This window comes from Nitrospirillum amazonense (assembly GCF_007828045.1).
In the GTDB taxonomy this organism is placed as follows: Bacteria; Pseudomonadota; Alphaproteobacteria; order Azospirillales; family Azospirillaceae; genus Nitrospirillum; species Nitrospirillum amazonense_C.
Genome location: NZ_VITN01000002.1, coordinates 190,791 through 203,580 on the forward strand (window position 1 = coordinate 190,791; position 12,790 = coordinate 203,580).

General features: G+C 66.6%; 12 protein-coding genes. 7 read left to right on the forward strand and 5 right to left on the reverse strand.

Annotated features, from left to right (window positions below; translation table 11 throughout):
* Positions 1-92 precede the first annotated feature (92 nt).
* Positions 93-509, reverse strand: coding sequence for a DUF2946 family protein (locus FBZ89_RS03320; RefSeq protein ID WP_145748618.1), 417 nt, complete (start codon positions 507-509; stop codon positions 93-95).
* Positions 510-812: 303 nt separating this feature from the next.
* Here FBZ89_RS03320 and FBZ89_RS03325 point away from each other — a divergent pair, with 303 nt between their 5' ends.
* The 7 genes from FBZ89_RS03325 to FBZ89_RS03355 all read left to right on the forward strand — a co-directional run bounded on the left by FBZ89_RS03325 (position 813) and on the right by FBZ89_RS03355 (position 9,358).
* The gene (locus tag FBZ89_RS03325; protein WP_145748619.1) at positions 813-1,301 is read left to right on the forward strand and encodes a hypothetical protein; all 489 of its coding nucleotides are present in this window, start codon (positions 813-815) and stop codon (positions 1,299-1,301) included.
* 88 nt (positions 1,302-1,389) lie between these two features.
* Positions 1,390-3,480 carry a TonB-dependent receptor gene (locus FBZ89_RS03330; RefSeq protein WP_211115092.1) on the forward strand — a complete coding sequence of 697 codons (2,091 nt, stop codon included), beginning with the start codon at positions 1,390-1,392 and terminating at the stop codon, positions 3,478-3,480.
* A 42-nt stretch (positions 3,481-3,522) separates the two neighbouring features.
* Positions 3,523-4,359 (forward strand): MbnP family copper-binding protein, encoded by an 837-nt coding sequence (locus tag FBZ89_RS03335; RefSeq protein ID WP_145748620.1) that lies wholly within the window; start codon positions 3,523-3,525, stop codon positions 4,357-4,359.
* A gap of 41 nt (positions 4,360-4,400) precedes the next feature.
* Positions 4,401-5,510, forward strand: coding sequence for a methanobactin export MATE transporter MbnM (locus tag FBZ89_RS03340; RefSeq protein WP_246172014.1), 1,110 nt, complete (start codon positions 4,401-4,403; stop codon positions 5,508-5,510).
* Positions 5,511-5,729: 219 nt separating this feature from the next.
* Positions 5,730-6,134: a hypothetical protein gene (locus FBZ89_RS03345; protein ID WP_145748622.1), complete on the forward strand. Its 405-nt coding sequence runs from the start codon at positions 5,730-5,732 to the stop codon at positions 6,132-6,134.
* Between the two features lie 104 nt (positions 6,135-6,238).
* Positions 6,239-8,413 (forward strand): TonB-dependent siderophore receptor, encoded by a 2,175-nt coding sequence (locus FBZ89_RS03350; RefSeq protein ID WP_211115093.1) that lies wholly within the window; start codon positions 6,239-6,241, stop codon positions 8,411-8,413.
* 15 nt (positions 8,414-8,428) lie between these two features.
* On the forward strand, positions 8,429-9,358 hold the full coding sequence (locus tag FBZ89_RS03355; RefSeq protein ID WP_145748623.1) for an alpha/beta hydrolase: 930 nt from the start codon (positions 8,429-8,431) through the stop codon (positions 9,356-9,358).
* A gap of 29 nt (positions 9,359-9,387) precedes the next feature.
* On the opposite strand, the gene FBZ89_RS03360 is transcribed toward FBZ89_RS03355, so the two are convergent.
* From FBZ89_RS03360 to FBZ89_RS03375, 4 genes are read right to left on the reverse strand one after another with little or no spacing between them, the layout of a single operon-like run.
* Positions 9,388-9,864, reverse strand: a complete 477-nt coding sequence (locus FBZ89_RS03360; RefSeq protein ID WP_145748624.1) for a copper chaperone PCu(A)C — start codon at positions 9,862-9,864, stop codon at positions 9,388-9,390.
* Between the two features lie 13 nt (positions 9,865-9,877).
* Positions 9,878-10,927, reverse strand: a complete 1,050-nt coding sequence (locus tag FBZ89_RS03365) for a lysylphosphatidylglycerol synthase domain-containing protein (protein ID WP_145748625.1) — start codon at positions 10,925-10,927, stop codon at positions 9,878-9,880.
* Positions 10,924-11,787, reverse strand: a complete 864-nt coding sequence (locus tag FBZ89_RS03370; protein ID WP_145748626.1) for a hypothetical protein — start codon at positions 11,785-11,787, stop codon at positions 10,924-10,926. Before FBZ89_RS03370 ends, FBZ89_RS03365 begins: the two co-directional genes overlap by 4 nt.
* Positions 11,784-12,779, reverse strand: coding sequence for a ferritin-like domain-containing protein (locus FBZ89_RS03375; protein ID WP_246172015.1), 996 nt, complete (start codon positions 12,777-12,779; stop codon positions 11,784-11,786). Before FBZ89_RS03375 ends, FBZ89_RS03370 begins: the two co-directional genes overlap by 4 nt.
* Between the last annotated feature and the right edge of the window lie 11 nt (positions 12,780-12,790).

Consider the following 12,790-nt stretch of genomic DNA (forward strand, 5'->3'; position numbering starts at 1 on the left):
GGCGGGCAACGACCGTCCGCCGGGCGACAGGACCAGCGGACGGTGACGGGCCGGCACGAACGGCCGGCCCCATGAATGCGAGAGAGGGGGTGTCAGGCGAGGAGCGGCGGCGCCCGGGCGCCGGGCGGGCGGCAGGCAAGGATGCGAATACGGGGCACCTCGACAGGGCGCCCCTGGACCACGGCCCGTGGCAGCCAGCGCGGCAGCAAGGCCGCCAGCAGCAGCACCGGCGCCCAGCCGCCCAGCATTGCGAAGGGACAGATGCCGTCGCCGTGCGGGTCCGCCGGGTGAGGTCCGGCACCGCCCTGATGATGATGGGCCGCGTGGTCGGCCATGCCGGAGCATACGATCAGCAGGCTATCGCCCGCGCCGGCATTGACGTTCGGCATGTAGCCGGGCGGAATCAGGCCCCGGAACAGCAGGCCCGAGAGCACGGCGCACAGCAGTAACCAGCCCGCCAGGCGGCGGGTTGTCGGCATGGTGATTCCGGCCCGCCAATGCGTCATCATGACGCGTTTCTGGCCTGATCGCACACGGCCGTCAAGCGTGCTGGCTCTTCACGCGCCTTGGACAAAATGCCCTTGCCAACACCGGGCGCCGATGCCCCTGCAGCGTTCGCTCCGGCGGCAACGGCTCACGGCGGCACCTCCCGCCTACCGTCAAGCCCAAATCCGGAAAATTGATGCGGCACATTGACATTCCACCAGAGGCGACCCTATCAGGGCGTCATGAGATCACGCGCAGCCCACCGTCGCCGGCCCCGGCCGTCGGCCCAAACCGCGCCCTGGTGGGCGTGGCTGGTGGCGTGTGCGGTGCTGCTCCGTGGGCTGATCCCCGTCGGCTACATGCCGAATCCGGACCGGATCACGGCGGGTGGAGGCCTGTTCATCCTGTGCAACAGCGTCCACGACGCGCTGTCGGAATCGCTAGCCTCGCCGGCGCCGGAGACGGCCGTGCACCCATCGGCCACGCCAATGCCGGCCGACCATGCGCACTACAGCCTGGTGCACCACATCCACGACCTTCATGCCCAGCATGCGCATGCCGTCGATCCACATGACCTCGGTATGCCCATGCCGATGACCGGTGGACACCATCATGACATGGGCCGCCATCCGGCCGACGCGCCCTGCGTCTTCGCCGCCGTGGTGGCGCTGGCGGCCGCGCTGGCCATCGTCATCCTGGTGCTGCAGCCCAACCGGCATCGCGGCGCTTGGACCCTGGCGGCGGCGCAGCTCCATCCCGACCCCAAACCGCCGGGCGCGCAGCCGGCACGCGGCCCCCCGCTCCCGTTCTCCTGACCGTTGACCCGCTTCCGGCGCCCCTCCGGCGCCGGGCCCGTGCTGCTTGTTAGGGCGGTGCCGTCAGGCCCGCCCCAGGAGAACATTCGTGCATTCCGTGCAATTCCCCGGCCTCGCTCTGGTGGCGGTGGCCGCGTGCCTTGGCGCGCCCGGCGCCTCGTGGGCGGCCACTCCGGCCGATGGCGCCGCCGAAGCCGCCCCCCCCACGGTGCTGATCACCGCCGACCGGTCGGCATCCGGCTTGGCCATGGGCGTGCCGGGCCGCGACCTGGACACCCCCCAGGCCATCACCTCCGTCACCATGCCCGTGATGCAGGACCAGGGCGGCCTGACCCTGCAGGACGCGCTGCGCAACGTGCCCGGCGCGCAAACCGACTTCGGCTTCACCGGCAGCCATTCCCAAGTGTTCGTGCTGCGCGGCTTCCCGGCCGACAGCGGCACCGGCGCCAGCCGCATCCTGCGTGACGGCGCGCGGCTGTCGAACTACGCCTTCGTACCGGCCTTCGTGGAACAGGTGGATGTGCTGCGCGGCGCGGGGGCCGCCATCGGCACCCGCGCGGAGCCGGGCGGCACGGTCAACGTCGTGACCAAGGCGCCGGAACTGCACGACTTCGGCGCCATCGGCGTGGAAATCGGGGAGAATAACGCGCGCGAGGCCTATGCCGACCTCAACCGAGTCATCTCCGCCCCCGATGAGCTGGCCGTGCGCTTGGTGGCCAACCATTCCGCCGCCGACCAGTGGCGGCATGTTCCCGACAAGCTGGACGGCGCCAAGCTGGCGATCGCCAAGGGCAGGGGCGACCTCTATCACCTGCGCGTGGGCGTTGAGGCCACCAACCAGATCTATCAGCCGGACTTCGGCGTGCCGGCCCTGAACGGCCGCCCGGCCGCCATCCCGTTGGACCGGCAGCTGGCGGAAAACTGGCAAAACTCTCTGACCACCAACCGCCTCTACGACCTGCACGGCGATGTGCGGGTCCTGCCGGACGTCACTCTGAGCCTGGACTACACCCACATGGACGAGTGGACCCGATCCATCCGCCAGTCGGTCAGCACCCAGGTGGCGGGCACGGCCGGTACCTTCAACCGCGTCACGGCGGTGGAACCCGACGGCCGGCGCGGCATCGATTCCGTCGCCCTGTCCTTGCAGGCGGTGCGCGCCACCGGCCCTCTCACTCACCACCTGTACGCAGGGTTCGAGTATTACCGCGAGGACTTGACCCTGGATTCAGCCTCGGTGGCGAACCCGGCCATCAACATCTTCAACCCCGTCTACGGCCGGGTGACGGTTCCCGCTTCCTTCAAGTTCAGCCGGACGACCGAGAACCTGGAAAGCCAGATCCTGTCCCTGCAAGACCGTGCCGACATCGGCGACTGGAGCGTCATCGCCGGCCTGCAATACATGTGGCAGGACTTCCTCTACGGCACCGTGGGGACCCTGCCGGTGCATGAACAGCGGGCGTCGCCCAAGGTCGGCCTGCTGCGCCGCCTGACACCGGACCAGACCGTCTATTTCACCTACAGCACCGGCACCGCACCCAACCAGTCGCCATCCTCCACCAACCAGTCCCTGGCGTCGCGCCATTCGCAGCAATATGAGGCCGGATGGAAGTCGCAATGGCTGGACGGCCGCTTCGGCAGCAGCGTGGCGCTGTATCGCCTGGACCAGAGCAACATGCTGTCCAGCGACCTCCGCACCGTCTACGCCTATGACAAGACCCTGGCCGGCACGGGCCGTGCCGACGGCGTGGAGTTCCAGGTCAGCGGCGCCCTGACAGACGCGCTGAGCGTGGAGGCGGCCTACGCCTACACCTATTCCCGCTTCCTGGTGAACAGCGACTTCGCCGGCAAGGCCACCCCCGACGTGGCGAAGCACAGCGCCTCCCTGTGGGGCCATTACCAGTGGGACGCGCATTGGCGAACCGGCCTGGGCCTACAGGCACAAAGCGACCGCTGGGCGAACGAAGCCAACACCACCATCCTGCCCGGCTACGTCCGCCTTGACGCCAACCAGTCCTACGAGATGGCGCTGGGCAACGGCGACCAGGTACGGCTGCAGCTCAACGTCCGCAACCTGCTGGACCGGCGCTATTACGTCGCCGCCCATCTGCATGTGGACCGCTACATCCTACCGGGTGAGGGCCGCAACGTCTCTGTCGCCGCGACCTATCGGTTCTGAGCCCCCACCGCCTTTCCCTTCTTGCGAACCAGGAGTTCGACGATGCGGTATCTACCCCTGCTATCCCTGTTGATCGCGACTGTTTCCGGCACAGCGCTGGCCGCCGACCGGCCCGTCACCATCCGTTTCGCCGGCGCGCTGGGCGGCACGCCCTTCGCCTGTGGCCAGCCCACCCCCGGCATCGGCAAGACCGGGGCCACGGTGGTGGCGAGCGACTTCCGCTTCTATGTCTCCGGCCTGGCCCTGGTGAACGAGGCCGGGAAAGAAGTGCCGGTGGCGCTGGACCAGGGCACGCCCTGGCAGCATGCGGACGTGGCCCTGGTGGACCTGCGCCAGGGCACCGGCCCCTGCGCCGGCCCGGGCCCGCGTACCGAGGTCACGGGTCATGTCCCCGAAGGACATTACAAGGGCGTGCGCTTTACCATGGGCGTGCCCTTCGCGCTCAACCACGCCGATGCCACGGTGGCGCCGGCGCCGCTGAACGTCGCCGCGATGTTCTGGACCTGGCAGATGGGCTACAAGTTCCTGAAGGTGGACCTGACGGCCACCACGCCGGAGGAGCGGCGCGTGCTGTTCGCCCTGCACATAGGCAGCACCGGCTGCGGTACCGGCGGACCCGGCCAGCCGCCCGTCAGCTGTTCCAATCCCAACAGCCCGCGCATCGACCTCGCGGACTTCGACCCCGACCGGGACCAGGTGGTGGCCGACCCGGCCGCGCTGCTGACCGACAGCGACGTGACCGAGACCATCCAGGGCACGGCACCCGGCTGCATGTCGGCGCCGACCGACCCGAAGTGCCTGCCCATCTTGCCCAAGCTGGGCCTGCCCATCGGCAACCATCCCGCCGAGGCGCAACGGTTGTTCCAGGTGGCGCGATGAAAGGCAGCCACCTTGGGCTTATTCTGGCGAGGGCGCTGGCGTTGTCAGCGCTGACCGCCCCCGGTGCCCATGCCGGAACCGGGGTGGCGCCGCCGCCCTGGACCTGGGATCTGCCCCCCGGCGTGCCGGCGCCGTTGGTGCCGGCCGACAATCCCATGACCAGCGACAAGGTCGAACTGGGCCGGCGCTTGTTCCACGACACCGCCCTGTCCATCACTGGCACGGTGTCATGCGCCACCTGCCACCGCCAGGACCTGGCCTTCACCGATGGCTTGCCTCAAGCGGTGGGCGCCACCGGACAAAGCCACCCGCGCGGTTCCATGTCCCTGGTCAACGTCGCCTACGCCTCGGTCCTCACCTGGGGCAACCCGTTGATGACCAACCTGGAGGCGCAGTTGCTGGTGCCCATGTTCGGCGACCATCCGGTGGAGATGGGCATGGCCGGACATGAGGGCGCCATCCTGGCCCGGCTGCGCACCGACAAGACCTACACCCTTCTGTTCGCCGCCGCTTTCCCAGGACCCGATCCCGTCACCCTGCATCATCTGGCCCAGGCCATCGCGGCGTTCGAACGCTCCATTGTCTCCTTCCGCTCCCCCTACGACCGGTACCGTTACGGCCACGATGCCAGCGCCATCTCCGATGCCGCCAAGCGGGGCGAGGCGCTGTTCTTCGGGGAGCGGCTGGAGTGCCACCATTGCCATGGCGGCCTGACCTTCGCCGATGACGAGCGCACCGCGACCACCGCCCTTGCCGAGGTGCAGTTCCACAACACTGGCCTGTATAACCTGGGTGGCTCCGGCGCCTATCCAGTAGGCAACACGGGCGTGCACGAGATCACCGACAAGGCGGAGGACATGGGCGCCTTCAAGGCACCCACCCTGCGCAACATCGCCCTGACCGCGCCCTATATGCATGACGGCAGCATCCACACCCTGTCCGAGGTCCTGGACCACTACGCCGCCGGTGGCCGCACGCTGAAGGACGGCCCGCACGCCGGTGTGGGCGCCGACAACCCCCACAAGGATCCGCTGATCCAGGGTTTCACCCTGACGGAGCCGGAGAAGGCCGACATCATCGCCTTCCTGGAAAGCCTGACCGACCAGGCGCTGCTGACGGATCCACGGTTCAAGGATCCGTTCAGCAAATAGGCGGCGCCGCCCCCTTCGGCGGGCGGCCGAAGGGATCGCCCCCACGACCACACCGCGCAGCACGCGCGAAAGTTGAATTTTGTCCGACACCCCAATGCCCCGCGTCATTGACAGGATGTCGCCCCCTGCCTATCAAGGCCCATGAAGTCGCACCGCCGCCACGCCCGCCGACACGCACCGCAGGGACGCCGATCCCTGCGGTGGGCGTGGCTGGTGGCATTGGCCATCCTGCTGCGTGGCTTCATACCCGCGGGCTATATGCCCAACCCGGCCGCCGGAGGCCCCGGTGCCAGCGCCATCATCCTCTGCGACAGCGTGCACGACGTATTGTCGGTCATCACCAACCCAATGATGGCCGACCCTGCCATGGCTCAGGCGATGATCGCCAACCCGTGGATGCACCATCATCATGAGGATGGCGGCGGCCATGCCGGGCACACCGTCGACGCGCCCTGCGTGTTCGCCGCTGTGGCCGCCTTGGCAACCTTGTTGCTGGCCATCATCCTCGTCCTGCCGCCACAGTCCCGCTCAGTCCGGTGGGCAGCCGCGCTTGCGACATCCTGGCCCCGTGCCCGGCCACCGGGAACCTGCCTGGCACGGGGGCCGCCCGCAATCTTCTCCTGATCTATCCGCACCTGGCCTTTCGGGCCGGGCTTAGCACTCGCCCCTGCGCGCCCGCGCGGGATTGGCGTCATGGCGGCCTGCCGGGCCGCCTCGGGAGATAGTTCGTGTACCGCTTCGATCATAAGACCAGCGGCGCCGTCGCGCTGACCGCCGCCCTTGCCCTGTCCGTCACCTGGGCGCGCCCGGCCCAGGCCCAAGCCACCCAAAGCGCCGAGGCTCCTCCGAACGCCGGCACGGCGAGTTCATGGACCTCAATCAATGAAATCATCGTCACGGGACTGCGTCAGAGCTACACCGGGCCCAATTCTGATTCGGCGACCCGGACCGATACGCCGTTGATTGAAATTCCGCAGTCTGTCCAGGTTCTGACGCGTTCGCTGATCACGGAACAAGACCGCCGCACGCTCGGTGACGCCCTGATCAATGTCTCCGGCGTGGTGCCTACTCGTTCGGAAGAGCTGCTGCTGATCCCGCCCCTCGTCCGCGGTTTTCCCGCCGAGGTCTATCTCGACGGTCTGCCCATTTACGCCGGCAATCAGCAAGCGTTCGATCCAGACAGCCTGGTGGGCGTCGAGCGTATCGACGTGCTGAAAGGGCCGAGCGCCACGCTTTATGGCGGTGGTCTCGGCACACCACTGGGTGGCGTCATCAACATCGAATCCGAGCGGCCGAACGACAAGCTGGGTGGCTATGTCGCGATGCGTGCCGGCAGCTTCTCAACCTGGAACCCTTATGGCGACATCAATGTCCCCCTGGCACCAGGAGTTGCCGCCAGGGTCGCGGCCGAATATCAGAGCAACGATAGTTGGATTGACAAGGTTCACGGCAAGCACTGGTCCGTGCAGCCCAGCCTGTCGATCCAGATGGGCCCCAGCACCGATCTTCTTCTCCAGGGCCAGTTCAACAATCGCAGCCAGCTTGAATATTCGGGCCTGCCGGCCGAGCAAGCGCTCGCCGGGCAAATCGACCGCAATGCCTTTCCCGGATCCCCCAACGGCCAGCCACTGACCACCAACAACAACCGGATGGGACAGGCGACGCTGCATCACAACTTCACCGACGATATGAAGCTGACCGTCACCGGCCGCTACTACGACAGCTCGATCCGTGAATATGGCAGCTTCATTGATCTGTATATGTTTCCATCCGACCCAGCCACGCCGACCGTCTATCCGATCATTCCGATCACCATGATCACTGATACGAAGGAAGGGACGCTCGACGCCAATCTTCAGGCGAAGGTCAATATGCTGGGGGGATCTCATACCTTCCTGGCCGGCGTCGATTATGACTGGACGCGCTTCGCCAGCGCCATGGGCCTGTTCGTCAGCAACACACCCGATGGCACGATCGACCTTGCCCATCCGGTCTACGATGCGACCTATACCCCGCAGCTTCCCCCCAATTACCCTCAGGTCGACAACTATCGGACGGTGGCGGGTTATGTGCAGGATCAGGCAACGTATGACAGGCTGCATATCACCGGGGCGTTGCGCTACACGCGCCTCGAATTCCGCGAAGTCAGCAGTGCCAATGTCGGGGTAAACAATGACGCCACCTACGGTCATGTTTCGCCCCGGATCGGCGCGACTTTCGATGTCGCACCGGGCGTCGCGCTTTTTGCAGGCTATGCGACCGCGTTTCGCGCGGCGTTCGGCTTTATTGGCCTGACCGCGCCCAAGCCTGAGACGTCGCGTAATCTGGAAGCCGGCCTGAAAGTGGCGCTGCCCGGGACTGGCCTTTCGGGCACGATTTCGGTCTTCGACCAGACCCACGACAACGTCGCGACGAGCGATCCGAACAATCTCGGCTTTTCCATCCAGACCGGCAGGCAACGGGCCCGTGGCGCGGAAGTGGATCTTATCTGGGAGCCGACACCAGCCTTCTCGCTGCTCGCCAACTATGCCTACACCGACGCCAAGGTGACGGCGGACAACTCGATCCCGGTCGGCAGCCTGCTGACGCGCGTGCCCAAGAACAGCGGCCGCATCGCCGCGCGCTACCGGCTGCTCGACGGCCCGGCGAAGGGCCTGTCGTTCGGAGCAGGCCTCACGGCGCTCAGCGAGCGTCAACTGACGATTCCCAACACGGTGAGCGTGCCAGGCTATGCCGTGATCGACGCCCAAGCCGCGTATGACTTCCAACGGTTCACCATCCAGGTCTCGGCCGTTAATCTGGGTGGGCGACGGGCGTTCGACACCTATCAATATTTCACAAATCCGCTGGTGATGCCGATCCAGCCACGATCCGCCTACGTCACGCTCATCGCCAAGTTCTAGGGGCGGAGACATCTGATGAGACGCTCAGCAAGAAATATAGTTCTCGGCATCACCGCCGCGCTCTTCGTCACGGCGGCGACCGCGCAGACGTCTGCGGTCGATGGGTCAATCATTCCGCTCTATCCCCAAGGCACGACGGCATCGCTGGGCGTCCCGGAGATTCGGGAGCGGCGTGACGATGCCGGCGGGCTCATGATCCGCAACGTCAGCGAGCCCACCCTTGAACTGTTCCGTCCCGCCCCCGGGCGCGCGAACGGCACGGCCGTGATCGTCGCGCCCGGGGGCGGCTTCGTGGGGCTGGGATATGACGCCGAAGGAACCGCGGTCGCGCGCGCGCTGGCGCTGCGGGGCGTCACCGCCTTCGTGCTCAAATATCGCACCATCCTGAGTCCCCCCAATCCAACGGAATTACCCGAAGTCCATATGAAGGAGATGGACGCCATCATGAAACGGGCAACGAGTGGCATCCCCGTGGAGGTGCCGCTCTTCGCCGGTGAAAAGCATGCGGTGGAGGATGGCGCGCGGGCGATGGTGATCGTTCGCCAACGCGCAAGCGAATGGGGTATCGATCCTAAGCGGGTTGGCTTTCTCGGTTTCTCCGCTGGTGGATTCCTCGCCGCCGACCTGGCGATCGGAGACAAGGCGTCGCGACCCGACTTCGTCGGCCTGATCTACGGCGGTCTGCGCACACCGGTTCCCACCGACGCCCCCCCCGCCTTCATCGCGGCCGCCGCGGACGACGAGTTTCTACCGAACGACTCTGTCCAGCTTTACGCCGCATGGCGACGGGAGGGTGTGGCCGCCGAGCTTCACGTCTACGAACACGGCGGACACGGTTTCGGCCTCAGGCCGAAGGGCACGACAAGCGACCATTGGTTCGACGAATTCGTCCGGTGGATGCAATCGCGAAGTCTAATGGGACCGGGCACGCCTCATCCGGGCTAAGATCCTTCCCGGTCTCGAACGTGAAGAAATCAGTGTTGATGGTGATCATGCTCGGGTGGAGAGCCTGTGCCCATGGGGCGAACGGTCACCGTGACGGTGACGGGACCGTCCTTGGCTAGGTCCAGGGTCAATGGGAACGTCTTCCCCACCACCAACGGCTGGGTAAGCCCCATCAGCATGACGTGATAGCCAGCGGGACCGAGTTTCACCGGCTGGCCCGCCGGCAGATCGATGCCATCCACGGCGCGCATGGTCATGACCCCGTCACTGCCTTGGCTCTGGTGCAGACCTGCATGGGCCGCCACTGGCGTGCTGATCCCGGTCAAGCGGTTGTCTCCGGTGGCGGTGACCGTCATGTAGACGACCCCGGGAATATGGGTGTTCGGAACCGGGCGGGACCAGGCGTCGGTCACCGTGACCGTCGGAGCCGGCGCCTGCTGAGCCCAGCAGGTACCCGCCAAGGCTAGCCACAGTGGCGCGACCATGATCATGGAGCGCTTTATCATCAAAGTTTTCCTTTCATTTCACCGATCGACCAGTGGCCGCGTCGCCCGCGCCCATGGCATCCCCGCCTAATTGCCGCGTCCCGGCGGACGGGACGTCCCGTCCCCTCCAGGCGCGGCGCCCCTCCATCGCCTGCCAGGCCAACAGCGCCGGCACGCCGATGGCCAGGTCGCGGGCCCGCTTGATGAGGGATAGCGCCAGCGTCGTCGCGGGCCCCACGCCGAAGATGCCACCGAGCAGGACCAGGGCCCCTTCCTGCACGCCGATGGCGTTGGGGATCATGAACGCCAGGCTGCGCAGGCCATAAAGCAGGCTGTCCACCGTCATCGCCTGCCACAACCCCAGGGGCGTACCCATCAGATGCAAGGTCGCCCACGTTTCAACGCCGCTCAGCATCCAGGCGGTGAAATGCAGGGCGACTGCGGTGGCGACGGCCCAGGGCCGGCCGTAAATGGCGTGGATGCCCTCCTGCACCGCACCCGCCGCCGACAGCGCCCGTCCGAGGAATTCCTGTGACAAGCGAAGGCCCACCCGCTCCGCCCAGCCGAACCCCCGCCTTTGCACCGCCATGAACAGGGCGGTGAGAAGCCCCATGCCGGCGACGGCGAGCAGGATGGGCCAGACATAGGGCGTCTCGGGCCGTAGCCCGCGCAACAGCAGCAACCCCAACAAGGTGTAGAGCAGCTGCGCCACCAACTCGGCGGTGACATCGACCACGGTGGAGGCGGCGGCGAAGGCGCCGCGCACGCCCGTCAACGCCAAGGCGCGGGCCCCCAGGACATAGCCGCCGATCTGCGAGAGCGGCAAGGCTTCGGAGCCGGAATCCCGGATCAGGCGTCCCCAGGCGAAGCGCTGGGGTGCCCGCCCATCCCGGCCCCGCGCCAAGGTCCACCACGCGCCGCCCATCAGGCCGATGAGGACCAGATGGAAGGCAACGACGACCGCGAAGCCGCCCACGCCCAGAAGGGCGATGCCATGCCAGACGTTGCCTATCCCCTGCGACAGCACCAGCACGGTGCCCAGGGCCAGACCGGCCACCAGGCCGATGAAGACCAGCGCCCTCACGCCGCCCTGCCTTCAGGAGCCTGCCGCCGGCCCCGGTCCCAAAGCCGCAGGCCGCGCAGGGCCATATCCGCGATGGCGGGCAGCAGACGGGGCTGCATCAGGCCAGGATCGAACACGCTCATCCGCCGGGCGTTCTCGTGGTAACAGTCCTCGACGAAGCTGCGAAAGCTGAACCCGTCCAGGAACATGTTAGCCTGGGTCACGGCGAAATCACGGCCGTCGTTGGCGTCCTGCCCGCGTTGCACCATGCCCAGAAGCCGCCGGGCCGCCCGGCCGTAGAACCAGCCGGACTTCAGCGCCCGGGCCATGGCCCCATGGCCCCGCGCCTTTTCCCGCCAGGCCATATAGTTGATGAAGAACACGATGTGCCGCGTCTCCTCATGCATCAACACATCGAAGATCTGGAACATCGATTCCGGCAGGAATTCCGACTGCCGCGCCGTCTTGAAGGCGCCGAAGCCCAGGAAGGCGTCCAAACACTCCCCAAAGCCGAAATCGATGAACGCCTTTTCCCTATCCTCGGGCAAGGCCTCCAGCGGCTGTTCGCTGGCGTCCAGGCCATAGCGGTCGATCATGACGCGGATCAGCCGGGCGTGGCGGGCTTCCTCCATGCCCTGGATCGCCATGGCCTCGCGCACCAGCGGATCGTCGATCAGAGGCATAAAGGCGGCGACGATGGCACCGGCCCTCCGCTCGGTATGGAAAACCTCTTGCCAGAAAGGGACGCCCCGCAGGCGCGCCAACGCCGCCTCGTCCAACGCCGGCCAGGGCAGCATCTCCGGCTCGAAACGCTCATGCGTCTCGATGAATTGGCGGCAGAACAGCTCTTTATGCGCCTCGGAACCAGGTTCGATGTTCATGCTGGGGGCCCCTTTCGCGAAAAGGCCTTGGCCACGCGCAGCGCCAGACGGGTCAGCCAAGGCATGGTGGTGGGGCGCAGCAGGCGTGGATCATAGCCGGCGAAGCGCCGGTCGTTCTCTTCCAGGCACAAGGCCATCAGGTCGATGACGCTGATATCGATGTCGCTGACGGCCTTGCTGCCGGTCAGGGTGAAGTTGTTATCCTGCGGCTTGGCGGGTTGACCACCATCGTCCATACCCCGGGCAAGGCCGACGCGTTCCCAGCCCAGGAACACCCAAACGGCCCAGACCCGCAGCTCGAACCAGACTCGGCGCAATGGCCCCAGGCTCTTGCGGTGGGCGGCCAGCCAGTTGGCGAACAGCAGGATGTGCCGGCATTCCTCCTGCATCACCGGTTCGAAGGTGTCGACCAGTTCAGGCGGAAAAAAGCCGGACCGTTTGGCCAGGGCGAACAAGCCGAAGGCGAAAAAGCTGTCGATGCATTCACTGAACCCGGTGACCAGATAGGCCCATTCGGTGTCGCGCGGCCTCAGATATTCGGGCTCCGGCTCCAACGGAATGCCATAAACCGCCACCAGGTTGGAGAGGATGACCTTGTGCCGCTTCTCCTCCCATCCGTTCAGTTCCAGCGCCGCCCGCCAATCCGGATCGGTTTGGGTCTCGGCGTAGGTCGCCATGCGCAACGAGGCCTTGCCCTCCGTCTGCACCGCGATATCCCAGATCGGCAGCGTGATCAGGCGGTCGCGTTCCTCCTGGCCCAGCTTGGGCCAGTCGATGATGGTGGGTTTATAGGAGTTGAACGTCTCGCGGAACATGCGGGCCACCGCCCGCCGGTGCTCCACCGAGCCGGGGCGTAAAGGGCCACGCTCGGTACTGGTCCAGTGCCGAGCCGTCCTATCGGCTGCTTCGACCACGGCGGCAGCCAGGGACCCCGGCGGCGCCAATTCCAACCCGCCCGGCGGGGGCGGCAAATGGGTTGCGGCAACGGTCATGGAAACCTCCT